General features: G+C 69.9%; 19 protein-coding genes. 18 read left to right on the top strand and 1 reads right to left on the bottom strand.

Annotated features, from left to right (window positions below; translation table 11 throughout):
- Positions 1-28: 28 nt before the first annotated feature.
- The 18 genes from DKT69_RS37910 (at position 29) to pdxY (ending at position 21,053) form a co-directional block, all read left to right on the top strand.
- On the top strand, positions 29-325 hold the full coding sequence (locus DKT69_RS37910) for a hypothetical protein (RefSeq protein WP_146231218.1): 297 nt from the start codon (positions 29-31) through the stop codon (positions 323-325).
- On the top strand, positions 325-1,335 hold the full coding sequence (locus DKT69_RS26405; RefSeq protein ID WP_109804204.1) for an ABC transporter permease: 1,011 nt from the start codon (positions 325-327) through the stop codon (positions 1,333-1,335). Before DKT69_RS37910 ends, DKT69_RS26405 begins: the two co-directional genes overlap by 1 nt.
- Entirely contained in the window at positions 1,332-2,273 is a 942-nt protein-coding gene (locus DKT69_RS26400; RefSeq protein WP_236648365.1) for a carbohydrate ABC transporter permease, read from the top strand. The genes DKT69_RS26405 and DKT69_RS26400 overlap by 4 nt, the downstream gene beginning before the upstream one ends.
- 10 nt (positions 2,274-2,283) lie before the next feature.
- The gene (locus tag DKT69_RS26395; RefSeq protein WP_236648364.1) at positions 2,284-3,963 is read left to right on the top strand and encodes a type 2 periplasmic-binding domain-containing protein; all 1,680 of its coding nucleotides are present in this window, start codon (positions 2,284-2,286) and stop codon (positions 3,961-3,963) included.
- A gap of 177 nt (positions 3,964-4,140) precedes the next feature.
- Positions 4,141-5,229, top strand: a complete 1,089-nt coding sequence (locus tag DKT69_RS26390) for a mandelate racemase/muconate lactonizing enzyme family protein (RefSeq protein WP_109804199.1) — start codon at positions 4,141-4,143, stop codon at positions 5,227-5,229.
- Between the two features lie 79 nt (positions 5,230-5,308).
- The gene (locus DKT69_RS26385; protein ID WP_109804198.1) at positions 5,309-6,286 is read left to right on the top strand and encodes an aldo/keto reductase; all 978 of its coding nucleotides are present in this window, start codon (positions 5,309-5,311) and stop codon (positions 6,284-6,286) included.
- On the top strand, positions 6,283-7,131 hold the full coding sequence (locus DKT69_RS26380; protein WP_236648363.1) for an amidohydrolase family protein: 849 nt from the start codon (positions 6,283-6,285) through the stop codon (positions 7,129-7,131). The genes DKT69_RS26385 and DKT69_RS26380 overlap by 4 nt, the downstream gene beginning before the upstream one ends.
- Before the next feature lie 5 nt (positions 7,132-7,136).
- A complete protein-coding gene (locus tag DKT69_RS26375) occupies positions 7,137-7,967 on the top strand; it encodes a fumarylacetoacetate hydrolase family protein (protein ID WP_438361875.1) in 831 nt (276 codons plus the stop codon).
- Entirely contained in the window at positions 7,967-9,301 is a 1,335-nt protein-coding gene (locus DKT69_RS26370; RefSeq protein WP_109804195.1) for an L-fuconate dehydratase, read from the top strand. Before DKT69_RS26375 ends, DKT69_RS26370 begins: the two co-directional genes overlap by 1 nt.
- A 15-nt stretch (positions 9,302-9,316) precedes the next feature.
- Complete coding sequence (locus tag DKT69_RS26365) at positions 9,317-10,072, top strand: SDR family NAD(P)-dependent oxidoreductase (protein ID WP_109804194.1); 756 nt, start codon at positions 9,317-9,319, stop codon at positions 10,070-10,072.
- A 25-nt stretch (positions 10,073-10,097) separates the two neighbouring features.
- Entirely contained in the window at positions 10,098-12,989 is a 2,892-nt protein-coding gene (locus DKT69_RS26360; RefSeq protein WP_109804193.1) for a glycoside hydrolase family 2 TIM barrel-domain containing protein, read from the top strand.
- Positions 12,990-13,032: 43 nt separating this feature from the next.
- Complete coding sequence (locus DKT69_RS26355; RefSeq protein WP_146231217.1) at positions 13,033-14,751, top strand: right-handed parallel beta-helix repeat-containing protein; 1,719 nt, start codon at positions 13,033-13,035, stop codon at positions 14,749-14,751.
- Positions 14,752-14,876: 125 nt separating this feature from the next.
- A complete protein-coding gene (locus DKT69_RS26350) occupies positions 14,877-15,089 on the top strand; it encodes a hypothetical protein (protein WP_109804191.1) in 213 nt (70 codons plus the stop codon).
- 82 nt (positions 15,090-15,171) lie between these two features.
- Positions 15,172-17,136, top strand: a complete 1,965-nt coding sequence (locus tag DKT69_RS26345; RefSeq protein ID WP_201749872.1) for an alpha-galactosidase D — start codon at positions 15,172-15,174, stop codon at positions 17,134-17,136.
- 183 nt (positions 17,137-17,319) lie between these two features.
- The gene (locus DKT69_RS26340; RefSeq protein ID WP_109804202.1) at positions 17,320-18,369 is read left to right on the top strand and encodes an SEC-C metal-binding domain-containing protein; all 1,050 of its coding nucleotides are present in this window, start codon (positions 17,320-17,322) and stop codon (positions 18,367-18,369) included.
- Between the two features lie 177 nt (positions 18,370-18,546).
- On the top strand, positions 18,547-19,122 hold the full coding sequence (locus DKT69_RS26335) for a hypothetical protein (RefSeq protein ID WP_146231216.1): 576 nt from the start codon (positions 18,547-18,549) through the stop codon (positions 19,120-19,122).
- Complete coding sequence (locus tag DKT69_RS26330) at positions 19,104-19,913, top strand: hypothetical protein (protein ID WP_146231215.1); 810 nt, start codon at positions 19,104-19,106, stop codon at positions 19,911-19,913. The genes DKT69_RS26335 and DKT69_RS26330 overlap by 19 nt, the downstream gene beginning before the upstream one ends.
- Before the next feature lie 288 nt (positions 19,914-20,201).
- Positions 20,202-21,053, top strand: coding sequence for a pyridoxal kinase PdxY (gene pdxY, locus DKT69_RS26325; protein WP_109804188.1), 852 nt, complete (start codon positions 20,202-20,204; stop codon positions 21,051-21,053).
- Positions 21,054-21,134: 81 nt separating this feature from the next.
- Here the strand turns inward: pdxY and DKT69_RS26320 are convergent, their stop codons facing one another.
- On the bottom strand, positions 21,135-22,595 hold the full coding sequence (locus DKT69_RS26320) for an SDR family NAD(P)-dependent oxidoreductase (protein ID WP_109804187.1): 1,461 nt from the start codon (positions 22,593-22,595) through the stop codon (positions 21,135-21,137).
- Between the last annotated feature and the right edge of the window lie 322 nt (positions 22,596-22,917).

Genomic DNA, 22,917 nt, shown 5'->3' with positions numbered 1-22,917 from the left:
CCCCCACCCACCAGTAGGAGGTGTGACTGTGAGGTCACCGTCACGCAGCCCCGGGCAGCCCGGCGGCCTCTCCGCCGGGCGAGCGAGCCGCGTCCGCACCCGCCAAACGGCGCTGGCCGCCCGGCTGGGCGCGACGCCCGCCCCCAGCGACGTCCCGGCGCAGGCTGCCGCACCCGGTCCGAAGCCGAGCCCCGCCGGCAGGCACGTCGAGCACATCCCGCAGCCGGGTGCCATCACCCGCACCAGACCAGTGGACGACTCGGTTCGGCCGCGGGGCGTACGCCGTGGGGACCTGGACGCCACCGACGACCTGTGGGTGGCCTGATGACGATCACCACGCCGCGCCCGAGTCCGCCGGCCGGCGTGACCCGGCTGCGGGTCCGGTCCCCTTGGCGCAGGAACGCGCCCACGCGTCGGCGTAGCCGCTGGGCCGAGGCGCAGCGATCCTGGCGGCTGCATTGGCAGCTGTACCTGCTGGTGATCGTGCCGTTGGCGTACTTTGTCATCTTCAAGTACATCCCGATCGGCAACGCCGTCATCGCGTTCAAGGACTACAACGTCATCCAGGGGCCGTGGGGCAGCGACTGGATCGGCTTCAAGAACTTCGAACTGTTCTTCACCAACCCGGTTTTCGGCACGCTGCTGGAGAACACCTTCATCCTGGCGTTCTACCTGGTGCTGGCGAGCTTCCCGATCCCGATCATGCTTGCCATCGCGCTGAACGAGATCGGCAACGGCTGGTTCAAGCGCACCGTGCAGATGGTCACCTACGCGCCCTACTTCATCTCCACCGTCGTGGTGGTCTCGATGACGATCCTCGTGCTGTCGCCGCGGCTCGGCGTCGTGAACGACGGGCTCGGGCTGTTCGGGATCGCGCCGATCAACTTCCTCGGCGATCCGAACTACTTCCGGCACATCTATGTCTGGTCCGACGTCTGGCAGACCGCGGGTTATTCGGCCGTCATCTACATGGCCGCGCTCGCCGGCATCGATCCGGCGCTGCACGAGTCGGCCAAGATCGACGGCGCCAGCCGGCTGCAACGGATTCGGCACATCGACCTGCCGGGAATCATGCCCACCGCGGTGATCGTCCTGATCCTCGGCGTGGGAAACATGATGGCGATCGGATTCGAGAAGGCCTACCTGCTGCAGAACGATCTGAACCTGGCGCAGTCGGAGATCATCCCCACCTACGTCTACAAGACCGGCCTGATCAACGCGGACTTCAGCATGGCGACCGCCGTCGGCCTGTTCAACTCGGTGGTCAACCTCTGCCTGCTGCTGCTGGTCAACTTCGCTGCCAAGCGGATCACCGGGAGTGGACTATGGCGATGAGCACGCCGACGACGTCGACCGTGTCCAGGCCGCGGCGGAAGCCGGCGGCCACGAAGAAGGTCCGCGAGCCGTTCGGCGACCGAGTGTTCCTGGTCGTCATCACGCTCATGCTCGCCGTGATGCTGGCGCTGGTGCTGCTGCCGTTGATCTACATCGTCGCCAGTTCCTTCAGTAGCGCGACCGCCGTCAGCGCAGGCCGGGTGAAGTTCTGGCCGGTCGAGTTCTCGCTGCACGCCTACAAAGTCGCTCTCAGCAACCCGCAGGTCCTGCGGGGGTACTACAACTCACTGATCTACGCCGTCGCCGGCACCCTGATCAGCGTCACGCTGACCGTGGCCATTGCCTACCCGTTGTCGCGCAAGACGTTCTTCGGGCGCAACGTGCTGATGACCGTCCTGATCTTCACGATGCTGTTCTCGGGCGGCCTGATCCCGACGTACATGGTGGTCCAGGACCTCGGCCTGCTGAACACCCGCTGGGCGCTGCTGATCCCCAACGCGATCGGCGTCTGGCAGGTGATCATCGCGCGCACCTTCTTCGCCCACTCGATCCCGGACGAGCTCTATGAGGCGGCGACGCTGGACGGGGCGAGCGAGCTGCGGTTTCTCCGGTCGGTAGTGCTGCCGCTGTCGAAGCCGCTGCTGGCCGTCCTCGTGCTGATGTACACGATCTACCAATGGAACACCTACTTCGACGCCCTGGTCTATCTCAAGGATCCCGATCTATATCCACTGCAGATCGTGCTCAGGAACATGCTCATCCTGAACCAGCGCAACGTCGGCGCAACGGACGTGGCGCAGCAGCTCCAACAGCAGCAGCTCGCCAACGTCTTGAAGTACGCCCTCATCGTCGTGTCGAGCCTGCCCGTACTGATCATCTACCCGTTCATCGCCCGCCACTTCACCAAGGGCGTGCTGGTCGGCGCCGTCAAGGGATAGCAATTCGCGATTGGAAGGAACCATAGAAATGCGTTCTATCAGGAAAGTCGCTGCACTGACGATAGCCGCGGCACTGGCGGTGGCGGGGTGCAGTTCCGACAACAAGAATGACGCCCCCAAGGCCGAGATGGGCCCCGACGGCAAGGTCATCGTCGACACGTTCTCGCCCGCCAACGCGGACCTGAATCTGGACACCAACCCGGTCACGAAGTTGATGAGTGACAAGTTCAAGATCCAGTTCCGCTGGCAGACCACCACGTTCGACGCGGGGCCGGCCAGGGAGAAGAGGCAGATCTCGCTCGCCAGCGGCGACTACCCGGACCTGTTCATGCTTATCCCCTGGGTGGACGGGTTTTCCCAGGCCGACGTGCTGAAGCTGGGCAAGCAGGGCGTCGCGGTGCCGCTGGAGAAGCTGATCAAGGACAACGCGCCGAACATCCAGAAGGCGTTGGACTCCAACCAGACGCTCAGGGAGATGTCGACTGCGCCCGACGGGCACATCTACGCGTTGCCGCAATGGTCGGACTGCTTCCACTGCAGTTACCCGGACAAGTTGTGGATCAACAGTGCCTGGTTGAAGAAGCTGAACCTGCCGATGCCGAAGACCACCGAGGAGCTGCGTACGGTCCTGCGGGCGTTCAAGGCCAAGGACCCGAACGGCAACGGCAAGGCCGACGAGATCCCGATGACCGCCGACGTGCAGGACGGTCACCTGATCGACTACCTGATGGGCGGGTTCGCCTACCCGCCGGCCGGTGCGAACAACGGCGGTCTCGGGCTGCTCACCCTCGACGGCGACAAGGTCACCACTCCGGTGAACACGCCCGAGTGGCGCGAAGGCCTGAAGTACATCCACTCGCTGTTCCAGGAGGGTTTGATCGACCAGGCCTCGTTCACCCAGAACGCCGAGGCACTACAGGCGACCGGCAACGACCCCGACGCCGTCATGATCGGCTCGTCGCCTCTCCTGCACCCGGCTATCTTCGTGCAGCTGGGCTCCAAGGACGGCCGCGACAAGCAGTACGACGCCGCGCCGCCGCTCACCGGGCCGTCCGGTAAGAGCTACAGCGGTCTGAACTACCCGAGCTCCAGCACCTTCACCTTCATGCTGACCAACAAGGCCAGCAAGGAGGCGCAGGTCGCGGCGATCAAGATGCTCGACTACATCTACACGACCGAGGGCACCAACATCGCGGTGATGGGTCCGGAGGGCGTGGGCTGGAACAAGCCGGGAGCCGGCGACATCGCGCTCGACAACAGTGTCCAGCCGCTGTACAAGCGCACGCCCGGTACGGAGGCGCCCAAGAACCTCTCCTGGGACGCGATGGCGCAGTACAACCTGACCCTCGCCTACCGCAACGCCAACGTGGTGCCGATGGACATCTACGCCGAGGCCGGATACGAGCGGCGGTTGTTCCAGGCAACCAAGCTGTACGAGGGCCACGATGACAAGGCGCAATTCTTCCCGACCGTCTCGGTCTGGACCGACCCGAGTGCCAGCGCCGAGATCGCCACGCTGAAGACCAACCTCGACAGCTATGTCTCCCAGGGCCAGCTGGCCTTCATCACGGGGTCGAAGAACATCGACACCGAATGGGACGCCTACGTCAAGGGTCTCGACGGCGTCGGCTTGAAGCGGTACCTGGAACTGAACCAGAAGGACTACGACGGGTACAAGGCCGGCAAGTGACACTACGCCCAGCCGGCCGGCGCCGGCCGCAGAGCAGGCGGAGGCCGCTGCGGTCGGCGACGGCCGGCTGGGCGCGACGGTCGACGCTGCGAGATGTCCTCGCGGACCGGCTTGAGCTCACTGTGCTGGCCTGTGTCGGGCTGGTTCTCATCGAGCGGAATACCTGACGTGCCAGTGATGTCCACGATCACGCATGCCGAGGCGTACCTGGTCGATATCGCCGTCGAGACGGTCCGCACCGATGCGGTGCAGGCGTTCGTCAAGCAGGAGACGGTTTTCGTCGAGGTTCGCACGGCCGACGGCCAGCAGGGTACTGGTTACTCGTACACCATCGGGACCGGCGGCACCGCCGTGCTCGCGCTCCTGCGCGACCACCTGGTGCCCCGCCTGATCGGCCTGGACGCGGCCCGGGTGGAGGCGGTGTGGCGAGATCTCTACGCCAGCACCCGCGCCACCGCCGTCGGCGCGATCACCTCATTGGCCCTGGCCGCTGTCGACACCGCGCTGTGGGACCTGCGTGCCAAGGCCGCCGGCCTGCCCCTGTGGATGCTGGCCGGCGGGGCCAAGGACCGCATTCCGCTCTACGACACCGAGGGCGGCTGGCTGCAGCTCAGCACCGAGGAGCTGGTCGCCGGGGCGAAAGCGGCACAGGCGGCCGGCTGGCCGGGCGTCAAGCTGAAGGTGGGCAAGCCCGATCCGGCCGAGGACGCCGAGCGCATCGCTGCGGTCCGAGCCGCCGTCGGCGACCGGCTCGACGTGATGGTCGACGCCAACCAATCGCTCACCGCCGCGGAGGCCATCCGCCGGGCGCGGCTGCTCGAACCGTACGGGCTCGCCTGGTTCGAGGAGCCGCTGCCTGCCGACGACGTCGCCGGGCACGAGCTGCTCGCCCGCTCGACCAGCATCCCGATCGCCGTCGGCGAGTCGATGTATTCGATCGGGCAGTTCGCCGAATACCTGCGCCGCCAGGCTGCGGGCATCATCCAGGTCGACGTCGCCCGGGTCGGCGGGATCACCCCCTGGCTCAAGGTCGCCCACCTGGCAGAGGCGTGCAACGTCGAAGTCTGCCCGCATTTCCTCATGGAGCTGCACGTGAGCCTGTGTGCCGCGGTGCCCAACAGTCGATACCTTGAGTACATCCCGCAGCTGCGGGCGGTAACCCGGTCCGAGATCGCCGTCGCGGGAGGCCACGCTCTCGCTCCGACCGCCCCCGGGCTCGGCATCGACTGGGACCGGGACGCGATCGAGTCCAGGCGAGTCGCGTGACGACCGCCATCACTCCGGCGGCGGCGCCCCCGGCGCCCCACGCCCAGCTCGATCTCAGCCACGGTTCGCGGGAGGGCGAGTGAAAGCCACAGAGAAGGTCCGACTGGGGCGCACCGAGGTGGAGGTGACCCGGCTGGGCTTCGGGCTCGCACCAATCGGCGGGCTGTTCACCGCCGTCGGCGACGAGGTCGCCCGGGCCACGGTCGAGGCGGCCTGGAACCTCGGACTGCGCTACTTCGACACCGCCCCGCTCTACGGCGGCGGCCTGTCGGAGCGCCGGGCCGGTGCGGTGCTGTCGGGCAAGCCGCGCGAGGAGTTCACGCTGTCGACCAAGGTCGGTCGGCTGCTCGTGCCGGGCGGCGTCGCGGAGCAGGAGTTCTGGGCGGAGCCGAGCGAGCTCACTCCGGTCTTCGATTTCTCCTACGACGGGGTGCTGCGCTCGCACGCGGAGAGCCTCCAGCGGCTGGGCCTGGACCGAGTCGACATCGCGCACATCCACGACCCGGACCACCACTTCGACGAAGCGGTGAGCGGGGCCTACCCGGCGCTGGCCGACTTGCGCGCGCGGGGCGACATCGGCGCGGTCAGCGCAGGCATGAATCAGGCGGAGATGCTGGTCGACCTCGCTCGGGCCGGCGACTTCGACTGTTTCATGCTCGCCGGGCGATACACGCTGCTGGATCAATCGGGGTCGGCCGAGCTGTTGCCGCTGTGCCTGGAGAGGGGCATCTCGGTTCTCGCGGCCGGGGCGTACAACTCGGGCCTGCTCGCCGACCCGAAGCCGGGCGCCCACTACGACTACGCCCCGGCCGAGCGGACCCTGATCGAACGGGCGCTGGCGATCCAGGCGGTGTGCGAGCGGCACTCGGTGCCACTGAGGGCGGCGGCGATCCAGTTCCCGCTCGGCCATCCGGCCGTCGCCAGCGTCGTGGTCGGAGCCCGGGATCCCGAGCAGATCACCGACAACCTGGAGATGTTCGAATGGGAGATCCCGGGCGCCCTGTGGGCCGATCTGAAGAAGGACGGCCTGCTGCCGGAGGAGGTGCCCACACCGTGATCGTCGACGCACACCACCACCTGTGGACCGCCGACTACCCGTGGCTCGCCGCGCCGGGTCTGGCGGCGATCCGGCGCGATTACACGGTCGCCGACCTCACGCCCCGGCTGGCGGCGGCAGGCGTCACGGCTGGCGTGCTGGTCGAGGCGGGCCGCTGCGACGTCGCCGAAACCGCCGAGTTCCTCGCCCTGGCCGCCGCCACTGCGCACATCGCGGGCGTGGTCGGTTGGGCGTCCCTCACCGACCCGGACCTGCCCGCCACCCTGGCCGGCTACCGCGACCTGCCCGGCGGAGCGAAACTCGTCGGTATCCGCGACCAGGTGCAGGGCGTCGACGACCCGGCGTTCCTCGCCCGGGTGGACGTGCGGGCGGCGCTGGCCACCATCGGCGCCGCGGGGTTGACCTACGACCTGATCGTCCGGGTCGGACAGCTGGCCGCCAGCGCCGCTGCGGCGCGCGCCACCCCGGGCACCACCTTCGTGCTCGACCACCTCGGCAAGCCCCGGATCGGCGCGGGAGCCGAGGGGTTCGCCGAGTGGCGCGCGGCCGTGGCGGGACTGGCCGCCTGTGGCAACGTCGTCGCGAAGCTGTCCGGCCTGCTGACCGAGGCTGGCCCCCGGTGGAACGTCTCCACCATCCGGCCGTACGTCGACACCGCTCTGGACCTCTTCGGTCCCGAGCGGCTCATGGTCGGTTCCGACTGGCCGGTCTGCGAACTCGTCGCCTCGTACCCCGCTGCCCTCGAGGCGATCGACAATTGCCTGAGCGAGCTGTCGGCAGGCGAGCGGACCGCCATCGCGGCCGGCACCGCGATCCGTACCTATCGTCTGGAGGTTGGCTCTTGAAGCTCATGCGTGTTGGACCGGCGGGGGAGGAGAAGCCCGTTCTGTACGCCGACGGCCGTCACTTCGATCTGTCATCGGTCACCGCCGATCTCGACCCGGCGTTCTTCGCCTCCGACGGGCTGCGGCGCGTAGGCGAGGCGACCGGCCTGCCCGAGATCGACATCGTGGGACAGCGGATCGGGGCACCCGTCGCGCGCCCCGGCGTGATCCTCTGCGTCGGCCAGAACTACGCCGCCCACGCGGCCGAGTCCGGCGCGCAGCCGCCGACCACGCCGATCATCTTCTACAAGGCCCCGAACACCGTGGTCGGTCCGTTCGACGACGTGCTGATCCCGCCCGGATCGGCGAAGACCGATTGGGAGGTCGAGCTGGGCGTGGTGATCGGCCGGCGCGCTCGGTACCTGTCCTCCCCTGAGGAAGCGCTCGGGCACATCGCCGGTTTCGTGCTGTCCAACGACGTGTCGGAGCGGGACTTTCAGCTCGCGCAGTCGGGCGGGCAGTGGTCGAAGGGGAAGTCGTGCGAGACCTTCCAGCCGCTCGGACCGTGGCTGGTGACGCCCGACGAGATCACCGACCCGCAGGCGCTGCGGCTGCGCTCGTGGGTCAACGACGACATCCGGCAGGACTCCTCCACCAAAGACATGATCTTCGACGTGGCGTACCTGGTGTGGCACCTGTCCCAGTACTCCGTCCTGGATCCGGGGGACCTCGTCAACACCGGCACGCCGCAGGGTGTGGCGCTCTCGGGCCGCTTCCCGTACCTGGCGCCGGGTGACGTGATGGAGGTCGAGATCGACGGCCTCGGCCGGCAGCGTTCGCTCCTGAGGAGCGCCTGATGGCCGTGATCGTCGCCGTCGACACCTTCGACGTACGGTTTCCGACCTCGCGCGAGCTGGACGGCTCGGACGCGATGAACCCCGACCCGGACTACTCGGCCGCCTACGTCGTCCTGCGCACCGACGAGGGGCCCGACGGGCACGGGTTCACGTTCACCATCGGCCGCGGCAACGACATCTGTCGAGTGGCGATCGAGGTGCTCGCCCCGTTCGTCGTCGGCGTCGATCCCGATGCCGTCGACCTCGGCGCGTTCGCCCGCAGTCTCACCCACGACTCGCAACTGCGCTGGCTCGGGCCGGAAAAGGGGGTCGTACACCTCGCCGCCGCAGCACTCATCAACGCGATGTGGGACCTGGTCGCCAAGCGCGCCGGTAAACCTGTCTGGCGCTATCTCGCCGACCTCACCCCCGAGCAGATCGTCGACCTCGTCGACTGGCGCTACCTCACCGACGCGCTCACCCCACAGGAGGCGTTGCGGATCCTGCGGGCCGCCGAGCCCGGCCGGGCCGGGCGGATCGCAACGCTGCAGGCCCGCGGATACCCCGCCTACACCACCTCACCGGGCTGGCTCGGGTACGACGACGAGAAGCTGGTTCGGCTGGCGAAGCAGGCGGTGGCCGACGGGTTCACCCAGATCAAGCTGAAGGTCGGTGCTGATCTGCCCGACGACGTCCACCGCTTCCGGTTGGCTCGCGAGGCCGTGGGCCCGGGCATCCGGATCGCGGTCGACGCCAACCAGCGTTGGGACGTCGCAGTGGCAGTCGAGTGGATGACGGCGCTGGCCCCGTACGACCCGTGGTGGATCGAGGAGCCCACCAGCCCCGACGATGTGCTCGGGCACGCCGCGATCCGCGCCGCTCTGGCCACCGCCGCACCCGAGGGCAGGCCGATCCGGGTCGCGACCGGTGAACACGTGCAGAACCGGATCGTGTTCAAACAGCTGCTCCAGGCGGGCGCGGTCGACTTCGTGCAGATCGACGCGTGCCGGGTCGGTGGCGTCAACGAGAACGTCGCGATCCTGCTGCTGGCCGCGAAGTACGGTGTGCCGGTGTGCCCGCACGCCGGCGGCGTCGGTCTGTGCGAACTCGTCCAACACCTGTCGATGTTCGACTTCGTGGCCGTGTCGGGAACGACCGAGAACCGCGTCCTCGAGTTCGTCGACCACCTGCACGAGCACTTCCTCGCCCCGGCGATCGTCCGCAACGGCCACTACGTCGCCCCGACCCAGCCCGGCTTTTCGGCCGAAATGAGCCAGGAAAGCCTCGCCACCTACTCCTACCCCGACGGCCCGGCATGGGCATCCCCGGCGTCAATCCCCACCGGGCGGATCTGAAAGAGAGCACTCTTCATGTTTGACGGTTTGGTGGCAGTGGTGACCGGTGGCGCCTCGGGGATCGGGCGCGCCTGTGTGGAGGCCTTCCACGCCGCCGGCGCCCAGGTGGGCGTGCTCGACCTCGATCCGACGGAAGCACCCGAGGATCCGCGCGTCCACGCGGTACGGGCCGATGTGGCCGACCGGGCCTCGCTCACCGCGGCGCTGGCCTCGGTCGCGCACACGTTCGGTGGGGTGGACATCCTGGTCAACAACGCAGGGATCTCCGCCGTCGGCGAGGTCGAGGAGAACGATGACGCGCAATGGGCACGCGTCCTGGACGTGAACGTGACCGGAGTCGCCCGGACCACCGCTGTCACGCTGCCGTACCTGCGCCGATCCCGAGCGGGCGCGATCGTCAACATCTCCTCGATCGCGGCCGGCGCCGGTCTGCCGAAGCGGGCGCTGTACTCGGCATCGAAGGGTGCGGTACACGCGCTGACGCTGGCCATGGCCGCCGACCTGGTCGGCGAGGGAATCCGGGTCAACTGCGTCGCACCCGGCACAGTGGACACGCCGTGGGTGGCCCGGCTGCTGGCCAACGCCGCCGACCCGCAGGCCGAGAAGCGCCGGCTTGCCGCCCGCCAGCCCACCGGCCGCCTGGTCACCGCGCAGGAGGTGGCGGAGGCTGTGGTGTATCTGGCGTCGCCGACCGCCGGGGCGGTGACGGGCACCTCACTCGCCGTCGACGGGGGCATGTCGGGCCTGCGCCTGCCGGCCCGCGCGACCTGACCGACGATCACGAAGAAGGCAAGCGGTGACCGGAGTTCACGAGATCATCTCACTGCCTGTCGGAGCGCAGCCGCCCCGGGCCCGGACCCGCTCGGACGCGGGTGAGCTCTCGCTCGACGGGCGATGGCGGTTCGCGTGGTCGCCGACCGCGCTCTCCGGCAAGGACCCCGCGGATCCCGGGGATACCTGGGACGAGATCCAGGTTCCCGCGCACTGGCAGCTGTGCGGCTATGGCGCCCCCGCGTACACGAACCTGCGCTATCCGTTTCCTATCGACCCGCCGTACGTGCCTGAGGCGAACCCCACCGGCGAGTACCGCCGAATCGTGCGGCGTCCGCCCGGTTGGGACGGCGGACGCGTGCTGCTCCGGTTCGACGGCGTCGACTCCTGGTTCGAGGTGTGGCTGAACGGTTCGCTCGTCGGTCGGGGGTCGGGCAGCCGGCTCACCGTCGAGTTCGACGTGACCGAGCTGCTCACCGGGGGCGACGACCTCCTGGCGGTGCGGGTGCACCAGTGGAGCTTCGCCAGCTACGTCGAGGACCAGGACCAGTGGTGGTTGTCAGGCATCTTCCGGTCGGTCGCGCTGCTGCACCGCCCCGCGGGCGGGATCGACGACGTCCACATCGTCGCGGACTACGACCAGCACACCGGCGACGGCCTCCTCCGGGTCGAGGCGCGCAGCCGCGAACCGGTGACGGTGGAGCTGACCGAGCTTGGCGTCCGCGGCGTAGCCGGCGAGACCATCCGGGTCGCGTCGGTGGAACCGTGGTCGGCCGAGCTGCCGCGGCTCTACCGGATCCTGGTCGCCACCGGGGCCGAGACGATCTCGGCCGACATCGGCTTCCGCACGGTACGCGTCGACGGGGGCCGGCTCCTGCTCAACGGCGCGCCACTGGTGTTCCGCGGAGTGAACCGGCACGACTTCGATGCCCGGTCCGGGCGTGCGTTGACCAGGGACGTGCTGGAGCGCGATGTCATCTTGATGAAGCGGCACAACGTCAACGCGGTGCGGACCAGTCACTACCCGCCCGACCCGTACTTCCTTGAGCTCTGTGACCGGTACGGCCTGTACGTGATGGTCGAATGCGACATCGAGACGCAGGGCTTCTCGCTGGTGGACTGGCGGGGCAACCCCTCCGACGACCCCGCCTGGGGCGAGGTGTACCTCGACCGGATGCGGCGAATGGTCGAGCGCGACAAGAACTCGACGAGCGTCGTGATGTGGTCACTCGGCAACGAGGCCGGGTGGGGCGTCAACCTGGCGGCGAACGCCCGGTGGACCGCGGAACGTGACCCGAGCCGGCCGATCCACTACGAGCCGGACGTCGAATGCGAGGCGGTCGACGTCTACAGCCGGATGTACCCGACCTTCGACGAGCTCGACGCGATCGGACGGCACGACGAAGCTGCGCTCGCCGACCCCGCCCGCGACGGTCGCCGGCGCGGGCTGCCGATGCTGATGTGCGAGTACGCGCACGCGATGGGGAACGGGCCGGGCGGGTTGGCCGACTACGAGGCGATCGTCGACGCGTACCCGAGGCTGGCCGGCGGCTTCGTCTGGGAGTGGATCGATCATGGCCTGGCCGGCGACGGCCCGGACGGACGCCGTGCGTACCGCTACGGCGGGGACTTCGGCGAGCCCGTACACGACGGCTCGTTCGTGATCGACGGCCTGCTCTTCCCGGACCGGACCCCATCGCCGGGACTCGCGGAACTCGCGGCCGTCATCGCGCCGGTGCGGATGCGCCTGGACGGCGACCAGCTTTCCGTGCGGAACCGCTGGAGTTTCAGCACCACCGAAGATGTGGGCTTCCGGTGGCTCCTGGTGCTGGACGGCGAGGTCGTCGACGCGGGACTGCTGGACCCGATCGTGGTCGGGCCGCGGTCGGAGTGCCGGGTTGCTCTCCCGCCCGCCGTACGCCGGGCGGAGCGGGACACACCGGCGGGCGGGGAGCTGTGGCTCACGATTACGGCGGCGACCGGGAGCGCGCGCCCCGGAATCGACGCCGGGCACGTCCTGGCGCGGACGCAACAGCGGCGCCGTGCCGCTGCCCCGCCAACGGCTGCGGAGCTACTGCCGCCGGCCCCGGAGGCGCGGCCGACCACAGTCGACCAGCGGTTCGATCACCTGGCGCGACCGACGGCGCTGGGTCCGTTCGCGGTCGCGCAGGTCGGCCTCGACGTCTGGCGCGCGCCGACGGAGAACGACCGGTGCCCGGGACTCGGCGAGCAAGTGTCGCTGGAAACCCGCTGGCGGGCAGCCGGCTTCGATCGCCTGGTGGATCGTACGGTCGAGGTTCGACTGGGCGACGGATCCGTACGACGCGTCGCGCGCTACGGTTCCCCCGGTCTCGACAGCGGATTCGACGTGGATTACCACTGGACGGCGCGGGATGATCGCCTCCGGCTCGACGTCGTGATCGAGCGCCGCGGCGAGTGGCGGCTGCCCCTGCCCCGGTTGGGTGTCGTCCTCGCCCTGCGCTGCGCCGAGCCGGGCGCGACGGAGCTCGAGTGGCTCGGGCTCGGACCGGGGGAGAGCTACCCCGACTCGCGTTCCGCGAACTGGTACGGCCGGCACCGCATGACGGTCCGGGACGCGCAGGTCCCGTACGTCGTACCGCAGGAGAACGGCAATCGGTCCGACGTGCGCCGGCTGCGGTTGACCGTGCCCGAGGGCGGCCTGCGCATCGAGGGCGTCCAGCCATTCGAGGTCGCGGTACGGCCCTGGTCGACCGAGCAGCTCGAGCGCGCCCAGCACGCGGCGGAGCTGGCCGAGGCGGGACTCCTGTGGGTGCACCTGGCGGCGGGCGTCACCGGACTGGGCTCGGCGAGCTGCGGTCCACCGGTCCGGTCATCCGGGCGTTACCGCGCCGCCCGGGTACGGCTCGGCTTCGACTTCGTCCCCGAGGCGGGTTAGCGATGGCAATGCCCGTCGCCAACCGGGCCGGGGTGTGACGCAGATGCCGGCACTGCTCGACGTCACCGACTTCGGGGCGCTTCCCGGGCACCCGCACACCGACGCCGCGCCCGCGGTCCGGGCGGCGCTGCGCGCCGCACGGGCCGCGGCCGGCCCGGTGCAGCTTCGCTTCCCGCCAGGCGAATACCACCTGTGGCCGGACCGCGCGCACGGACGTGAGCTGTACGTCTCCAACACGGTGGGGGACGACCCGCGACACCGCGTCAAGTCGATCGCGCTGCTCGTGGAGGCGACGGACGACCTGGTCATCGCCGGGGAGGGCGCCCGTCTCGTCCTGCACGGGCTCCAGACGACCTTCGCCGTCCTCGACTCGCAGCGGGTACGCGTCGAGGGGCTCGAGTTCGACATCGCGGTGCCGACGGTCGTCGATGCCACCGTGGTCGGCGCGGGCGTCGCCGCAGGCCGGGCCTACCGACTGATCCGGGTGCCCGCGGCCACGCTCTTCTCCGTCGAAGGTGCGTCGATCCGCTGGCACGGGGAAGCGCTCGAATCGGGCGGGTTTGCCTGGTCCGGGCGCGACGCGCTCGCGTACACCCAGATCCACGATCCCGCCGGTCAGCGGACGTGGCGCGGCCCGAACCCCCTTTTCGAGGACGTCCGGTCGATCCGGTTGGTGAGGGAGCGCGACATCCGGATCGACTACGGGTACGCCGAGGAACCGGCCGACCTGGGACTAGTCTACTCGATGCGGTCGAGGACCCGCGACCATCCCGGTGCGCTCGTGCTCGACAGTTGCGACGTGACGCTGTCGCGATTGCGGTTCCGCTTCCTGCACGGCTTCGGCGTGGTCGCTCAGACCAGCAGGGACGTCACGGTGGAGGGGTGCGAGTTCCGGGCTCCGCCCGACAGCGGGCGGCACAGCGCCGGCTTCGCCGACTTCATCCAGTTCTCCGGTTGCTCGGGACGGGCTGTCGTGCGCGACTGCCTCTTCGACGGGCCGCATGACGATCCGATCAACGTGCACGGCAGCTATCTGCGGCTTGCCGGTCAGCCGGACCCTCGTACCCTCGAACTGGCGTACCCACACCCGGAGACGGCGGGCTTTCCCCAGTTCGCGGCCGGTGACCAGGTAGAGCTCGTCGATCGCGCCACGCTCCAGGCGATCGCCACGGCCACGGTACGGACCGTGCGACAGCCGAGCGGTCGCGACCACGACCAACCGCTGCGCACCATCCTCGTGACTGTCGACGTGGAACTGCCGGACGGTCTCGTCGGGTGGACCGCGGTCGAGAACGTCACCCGGACGCCGACCGTGAGGATCGTCCGCAACATCTTCCGCAACGTCCCCACGCGCGGAGTGCTCGTGACGACCCGCCGCGCCGTGCTGATCGAGGAGAACCGTTTCGAGCACATGGGAATGGCCGCCATCTACGTCTCCGGCGACGCCGCCGAATGGTGGGAGTCCGGGCCAGTGCGCGACCTGACGATCCGCGGCAACAAGTTCATCGAACCGGGGGGACCGGCAATCCACCTCGATCCGAGGAGCACCCGACGCGCTCCGGGGCACGCCGTCCACAGTGGCGTGGTTGTGACGGAGAACCAGTTCGTGCTCGACGGCGTGCCCGCGCTCGACGCCAAGAGCACACGCGGGATCCGCTTCCGGGACAACAGCATCGTCCAGCGCGGCCAGGAGACGCCCGACATCGTCCTGCGGTCCTGCTTCGACGTGCGCATCGAACTCGACGGTGCCGGGCCGCCCTGACTGCCGGGCGCCCTGGTCAGTCCGGGTGGCTGGTCAGGCCGACGATCCGCAGCGGGACGGGCAGCGCCCGGAGCGCACGGAAATCAATGCTTGACGAAGTTAATTATTCATTTTAGGTTTCGTCCATGTATCCCGAGTCCGGCGCCGATTCGCTCGTCGCGGCCCCATCGGCAACGGCGGTGCTGGCCGGAGGACCACTGCCTCTGGCCAGCCTCGCTCCCCGGCTCGGGCTGACCTCCGCCGCCGTCACCACGTTCGCGCGCCCACTCATGGACACGGGTCAGGAGTGGGCGCGCGGACCGGCTGCCGTGAGCGTCCAGTCGCTCGTCGTTCCCTGACCCACCGGCGTCAATCCGGCCCCCGGCCGGCCAATTCGCAACAGGCACCACCCCCGGCTCCCCCAAACCAGGAGGTGTGACTGTGAAGTCACCGTTACGTACCACCGCGCAGCGAGTCGAACCCCCCGCCCGGCGCGAGAGCCGAGTCCGCACCGGCGTGGCCCTGGCCGCCACCCTCGCGGTGGCCCTCGGCGCGGGCGCCATCCCGGCGCAGGCTGCCGCACCCGTCCCGAGGACGCAGGCCGCCGTACCCGGTCCGAAGCCGAGGCCGACGCCGAGCAGCGCGACGCCCGGCGCCACCACGAAGGACCCGTCGCCCGCGGACCGGGCGGCCGCGCAGAAGGCGGCCGCCGCGGCAGCCGCGCAGGGCGTCGCGGACCGCCCCTACATGGGGTGGAGCAGCTGGAGCCTGCAGGCCACCAACTACCCCGGGGTCAACCCGAACGGCAACGCGAGCTGGCTGAACGAGGCCAACCTGCTCCAGCAGGTCGACGCCCTCGCCACGAAGCTCAAGCCCTACGGCTACGAGTACGTCAACATCGACGCCGGCTGGTCCACCAACTACGACTGGGCGCTCAACTTCGACGGGTACGCGCGTGAGATCGCCTCACCCGAGCGGTTCCCGCACGGCATGAAATACGTGGCCGACGCCATCCACGCCAAGGGCCTCAAGGCCGGCATCTACCTCACCGTCGGGCTGAACAAGCCCCTGTACGGCAACGGCACGGTGCCGATCTGGAACGCTCCCGGCTGCACCACCGCCGACATCGTCTACCCCGACCTGCGTACGACGAACGGCTGGGACGGGGCGTACAAGATCGATTTTTCCAAGCCCTGCGCCCAGAAGTACATCGACTCGCAGGCCCAGCTGATCGCCGACTGGGGCTACGACTTCCTCAAGTTCGACGGCGTCGGGCCGGGCTCGTTCCGCGGCGGCGACAACTACAACAACGTCGCGGACGTCGCCGCCTGGCAGGCGGCCATCGCCAAGACCGGGCGCCCGATCCAGTTTGTCCTGTCCTGGTCGCTGGACCGCAACCACGCCGCCGACTGGAAGCAGCACTCGAACGGCTGGCGGATCGACACCGACGTGGAGTGCTACTGCGACACCCTGGTGACCTGGAACAACTCCGTCAAGATCCGGTGGGACGACGTACCCGGCTGGACGCCCTGGGCCGGCCCCGGCGGCTGGAACAACCTCGACTCGCTCAACGTCGGCAACGGCGAGATGGACGGCCTCACCGAGGACGAGCGGCAGAGCTACACGACGCTGTGGGCGATCTCGGCGGCCCCGCTGTACGCCGGTGACGACCTCACCAAGCTCGACGCCTACGGCCTGTCCCTGCTCACCAACAGCGAGGTGATCGCGATCGACCAGCAGGGCGTTCCGGCCCGCCCGGTGACGCCCACCGGCTCCGCGCAGGTCTGGGGCATGAAGAACGTCGACGGCAGTTACACGATCGCGCTGTTCAACATGGGCAGCTTCCCGGCACAGGTCACCGCGAACTGGAGCAGCTTCGGCTTCGGCGGCAAGGCCACCGTGCGCGACCTGTGGCAGCACAAGGAGCTCGGCGGCTACGACGGCAGCATCTCGGCGACCCTGCCGTCCCACGGCTCCCGGCTGTTCAAGGTCACGCCCAAGGACGGGGCCGTCAAGATGGCCAGCTACGAGGCCGAGGCCAGCACGAACAGCCTCGTACGCGGTGCCTCGGTCGGCGGCTGCGCCAACTGCTCCGGCGGCGCGAAGGTCGGCAACCTCTACAACGGCGGCGCGCTGCGCATCAACGGCGTCACCGTGCCGAAGACGGGCACTTACCAGGTGAACATCCGCTACACCACGAACGACCCGCGCTCGGCGACCATCTCGGCCAACGGCCAGAACGCCGTCACCCTGGCCTTCCCGCCCAGTGGTGGTTGGGACATCCCGGCCACGCTGACCGTGGCCGTGCAGCTGCATGCCGGCGCCAACACGATCGAGATCGACAGTACGACGCCGGTCTACTCACCCGACGTCGACAAGATCGAGGTGCCGCTGACCGTACGGTAGGCACGGCTCGTCAGGGGGCCGGAGCGGCACCGCCGCCCCGGCCCCATGCCATCCGGACTCACGTCGCGCGCTGGCGGCGGCGCGGCCCGGATCCCCGCCCGGACGGCGGCCCGAGGCTGCGTGAGATCGGCGTAACAGGTGATCAGCCAGCGCTACCGGCGGAGCCGGACGTACCGTGAGATCGTGCCGACGAGAGATGTGATCACCAGCGCTGACCTCGACGAGCTTCGCCGCTCGGCGCTCGGCACAGCCAATCCGCTCGGCGTCGCCGCCGGCCTGGCAGACGCGGTGGAGCAGGGCCGGCTGGCGGAGCCGGAGGACGCCGGGGACGCGCTGACCCTGGCCGCGGAGATCGCCGAGATCCGAGGGCGGTTGGACGCCGCGCTCCGGTACGCGGACCGGGCCTTGGAGACGTACCCGTCGGTGGAGGACGCCCGGGCCGGCTTCGCCCGGGCGCTGCGGGCCCGGATCATGTTCCGGGCCGGCGGCCGGGAGGACGAGGCGATGGCGGAACTCACCGCGCTGCGCCAGCTCCTGATCGAGCAGCCCGAGGCCCCGGTGTACGTCAGCGCGGCCCTGGACGCCGGCGGTCTCTCCGTGATCGCCGAGGAGTGGCTGAGCGAGGCGGTCGATACCGTGCTCGGCAGGCGCGCCACCGCGGCGGGAGCACCCACGGAGGCCGTACCCGCCGCCGAGGCGACGGTGGAGGTCGGCCCTCCGGAGGCGCCCGGCGTCCTGTTCTTCCTGCTGCAGCAGCGGCACCGGGTGCGCCGGGACTTGAACCTGCCGCATGATCGGCAGGACGATCTGTCGGACCGGCTGGAGACTCAGCTCCTCCGCCGGGCGGAGCAGCGGCAGGGCACGGAGCCCGACCTGCTCTTCTGGCCCCGGGCCGAGTTCGACCGCCTGCTCGCCGAGCACGCCGAGTTGACCGAGGCGTACGGGCCGGACTGGGACGCGCACCGGGGCCGCCTGGAACGGCACCTCGTCCAGCAGACCAACGCCGGTCGGACCGGGCTGAGCGTGCTCAGCGCATCGGTGGATGGGCTGACCGACTACGCCAGCCGGCACGACGGGGAGCCGACGGATCCGGAGGTCCGCACCCGCTACGCGCGAGACTTGGCGACCCGCCCCGGCGCGCAGATTCCGTGGCCGCCGGAGCGCAACGACGCCTGCTGGTGCGGCTCGGGCCTCAAGTACAAGAAGTGCTGCCTGCCGCGCTCCCGTAGCTGACCGCCCCGCCAGTCGCTGCTGCGGCAGTCAGGCCAGGCCGGTCTCGGCGAGCGCTCGCAGCGAAATTGGGTGGCTGCAGGTTCGGGATCACGAACGCACGCGCCGGGGTCACACCAGATTGTCGGGTTGGTGCTCGTCGGTAGGGATGAGTGCGGCGAGGTTCCACACTTCCGTGGTATGCCGCGGCAGACCCGCATCTGGCTATGTTGTGCGCTGATGGTTGGCTGGGCACTCGGTGTGGGCCTCTTCGGCTGGCAGGCCGTGACCGCCGACGTACCGGCCAAAGACCGCTCGATCGACGTGTGCGATTTCGTCCGCCCGGAGACGATCGCCCGGCTGGTGCCGGATGCGTCGAAGTCACCGCCCGAGATCGGGCCCGCGAAAAGCTGGTGCGAGTTCTCGGGTTGGGCGGGCGAGGGCGCCCACCGGGCGGAGGTGCACCTGTGGTTCGGTTACGTCCGGTCGACGCGATCGCAGGGGGAATCGGCGGCGCAGCGGGCCCGGTACGAGGTCGTCAACGCCTATTGCCCCAACTGCCAGGCGAAGCCGACGCCCGTCCGGATCGGCGACGAGTCCTTCGAGTACGGCGGGACATACGAGGGCGTCCGGCAGTTCGCGCAGGTGCGCGTGCGCATCGGCACGGTGACGATCGAGGCGCAGCTGGACACGCCGTACGCGGCCCGCGACGCCATGTTCGAAGCGACGCGGATCGTGGCGCAGGAGATGGCCGCACGATGCTACGCAAGGTGCTGAGCGGGGTGGCCCGCCCGGATGAGGAGACGCCCGGCAACTGGCTGGAAGCCGAGCGGTCGCGGCGCCGGCGGATGAAGCTGTCCTGGATCGCGGTGCTCCTCATCGTCGGGACACTCTCCTGGGGCGGCTGCACCCTGGGTAGGGCCGCCGCGACGCCGCTGGGGCGGGCCCAGGCCGCGGTGGTGGACCGGGCTGCCGCGCGGGTCCCGATGCCATCCCTGCCGCGGGACCCCCACTATCCCCTGTCGACGCCGATGCCACTGCCGTCCATCAGCGGCTCGGGCACCGGCAGCGGAGCGCTGTTCGCCTCGGGCGAGGCGACGGCCTTCCGCCAGCAGGGGCTGCCCATCGTGTTCATGCTGCCCAGCACATACCCCTGGCACTGCGTGGTGTTCAGCCTGCCCGACGTGGGCGCCTCCTCAGCCGCCGAGTGGGAATGCACCGAGGACTCCTCCGACTCCTTGCGGGAGGCCAGCCTGCGGGTGTTGCTGGCAGCCTGTTCGCAGCCGTGCGACTCCGACGCCGTGTCTCGGCTACGGCCGCCGTTCGCGCTCGGGCCCGTACGGGCCGTTGACGACACGACGTGGCTCGCCGACCGCACGACCGAGCCGAACCTCTTCGGCGACAGGTTCGTCCAGTTGATGATGGAGCACGTCTGGAAGGCGCCAACCGGTGCGTTCGGACCGGGGTCGGCGGGGGAAAGCCTCTACGTGGCGGCCCTCGCGACCGTCCCGGCCGATGACCGGGCAACGGCAGAGAAGATCATCAACGGCCTTCGCTCCCGGATGTAGCCGTCGCCCCGGCGCTGATCCCGCCTGGACGGCGTCGAAGACACCGACGTAGCCGGTGCGCGCTCATGCCGACCGGGGGTAGCTGGAGGAAGGGTGCTGCCGCGTCCGGCCCATCACGGACCGTGCGGGTCTCGCCGCTTGTGGTGGCCTGCCTGGCCGGGGCCGCCACCATGGCGTGAGAGACCCGTCCCCGTGGCCTCCTCATCGAGGAACGGCCCGGGAGTGGGTCACCCGACAGAAACGGCGGGCAGTAGGTGCGGCACCGGCGGGAACCGCCATCATGAGCCGGTGAAGATCCTGTCGATCCAGTCTTCGGTCGCCTACGGCCACGTCGGCAACTCGGCGGCCGCCTTCCCTCTTCAGCGGCTCGGGCACGAGGTGTGGCCGGTACTGACGGTCCACTTCTCCAACCACACCGGGTACGGCGCGTGGCGCGGGCCGCTGCTGGCGCCGGCCGACGTGGCCGAGGTGATCGCCGGCATCGCGGACCGCGGGGTCCTCGGCAGCGCGGACGCGGTCCTGTCGGGCTACCAGGGCGACCCGGCGATGGGCGCGGTGATCCTCGACGCGGTGGACAAGGTCAAGGCGGCCAACTCGGACGCGGTGTACTGCTGCGACCCGGTGATGGGCGACGCCGGCCGCGGGATGTTCGTGCGGCCGGGCATTCCGGAGTACATGCGGGACATCGTGGTCCCGCGGGCGGACATCATCACCCCGAACCAGTTCGAGCTGGACTTTCTCGCCGGCCGTAGGACGAACTCGCTGGCGGAGGTGCTGGAGGCGGTCGACGTGGTGCGCGAGACGGGACCGCGGCACGTCCTGGTGACCAGCGTGCTGCACGGCGACGTGCCGGTGGGGTCGCTGGAGGTGGTGGCCGTCTCGGACGAGGGCGCCTGGGCGGTGACCACGCCGCTGCTGCCGATCAACCCGAACGGCGGCGGCGACGTCACCGCCGCGCTGTACCTCGCGCATCTGTGGACGACGGGCTCGCCCGCGACGGCACTGGAACGCACCATCGCCTCCGTCTTCGCCGTCCTGGAGGCGACCCTCGCGGCGGGCACCCGGGAGATCCAGCTGATCGCGGCCCAGGCCGCGATCGCCGAGCCGCCAGCCAGCTTCACCGCCCGGCGGTTGCGCTGACGCGCCTTCCTGCCGAGCCGCTTACTGGCGCGCTCACCGCCGTCGACGTGCCCCGCCAGCGTCCGTACTGGGGTGCGCTGATCACCAGGCGCAGGGCGCGTAGTCCTTCAGGAAGCAGCCGTACAGGTCTTCGCCCTGTTCGCCGCGGACGATCGGGTCGTAGACCCGGGCCGCGCCGTCGACCAGGTCCAGCGGGGCGTGGAAGCCGGCGTCCGCCAGTCGCACCTTCGTCGGGTGCGGCCGCTCGTCGGTGATCCAGCCGGTGTCGACGCTGGTCATCAGAATGCCGTCGGCCAGCATCTCCTGGGCGCTCGTCCGCGTCAGCATGTTCAGCGCCGCCTTGGCCATGTTGGTGTGCGGGTGCCCCGGCCCCTTGTAGCCGCGGGCGAACTGGCCCTCCATCGCCGACACGTTCACCACGTACTTGCGCCGGGCGGGCGCTGCGGCCATCGCCGGTCGCAGCCGGCTGACCAGCACGAACGGCGCGGTCACGTTGCACAGCTGCACTTCGAGCAGCTCGACCGGGTCCACCTCGTGCACCCGCTGCACCCAGCTGTTCACCGGGTCGAGGTCCGGCACCAGACCGCCGGCGTCGATGGCGGTGGCTGCCGCGATCCGTTCCGGCGAGGCGGAGCCGCTCGTCAGCGCCAGCGCGGTGAGCGCCTGCGGGCTGATCGGGGCCGGCTGCGGCGGGGCGATCAGGCTGCCCGCCGAGTCGCCCCGGCCGGCCGGTTTGGCGAACGTGATCATCTCCGGCAGCGGGCCGTCCGGCAGGGCCGCCGCCTCCGCGGCGACGAGCTGCGCGTACGCCCCGGGAGTGCGCCGGACGGTCTGCGCCGCGTTGTTGATCAGGATGTCGAGTGGTCCCTGGCCACTGACCGTGTCCGCGAGGGCGATCACCTGGGCGGGGTCGCGCAGGTCGATCCCGACGATCCGCAGGCGGTGCAGCCAGTCCCCGCTGTCCGGCATCGCGGCGAATCGGCGGACCGCGTCGTGCGGAAACCGCGTGGTCACCGTGGTGTGCGCGCCGTCGCGCAGCAGCCGCAGCGCGATGTACATGCCGATCTTCGCCCGGCCGCCGGTGAGCAGCGCGCGCCGGCCGGTCAGGTCGGTGCGGGCGTTCCGGCGCTCCCGGTTGAGCGCGGCGCAGGGCGGGCAGAGCTGGTGATAGAAGGCGTCCACCTCGCGGTAGCGCTGCTTGCAGACGTAGCAGCCGCGCGGATTGTGCAAAAGACCGGCCGTGGCACCCGCGGTGGGGGAGGCGAGCGGGATGCCCTGGGTCTCGTCGTCGATTCGGCCGGGGGCGCCGGTGGCGGTGGCCGCCGTCACCGCGCGGTCGGCCGCCGCGATGGCATCCCGCCGCTCCTCGCGTCGCCGCTGCTTGATCACCTTGTAGAGCTTCGCGGTGGCCTGTTGCACCCGCACCACGTCGGGGTGATCGGGAGGCAGGTCCTCCAACGCCTCGAAGACGCTGAGACAGGTCTCCAGCCGGCCGGGGTCAATGCCGTATTGACCGTTTTCGGTAATGTTGTCCGCCGTCATGCCGTCGCTGTCTCGTCCCGTTCCCTGCGCCGGATCTACCCGGCCCACCCCAAGTCCGACCCGGAACTGTACGCGCACCGCGCGTCTCCGAGACATCCCGCGCCGGTTACTGACCATGAGCTGGCTGGGTGCGGTGCCGCCGCGCCGCGCCGATGGCTCACCGCGGATGCACAACCGCCGTGGGCCCCGGCGGTTCCGGACGCTCCTATGCTGCGTCAAGCTCTGAGGGCGGGGTTTCGAGGCGTCGGTAGATTTCGCGGGCGATGTAGCGCTTGAGGCAGCGTTTGATCTCTCGGTCGGTTTTTCCTTGGCTGCGGCGGCG

The sequence above is a fragment of the Micromonospora sicca genome (assembly GCF_003172935.1).
In the GTDB taxonomy this organism is placed as follows: Bacteria; Actinomycetota; Actinomycetes; order Mycobacteriales; family Micromonosporaceae; genus Micromonospora; species Micromonospora sicca.
Note: the sequence above shows the minus strand (reverse complement) of the source record. Positions and strands in the feature narration are given on the sequence as shown.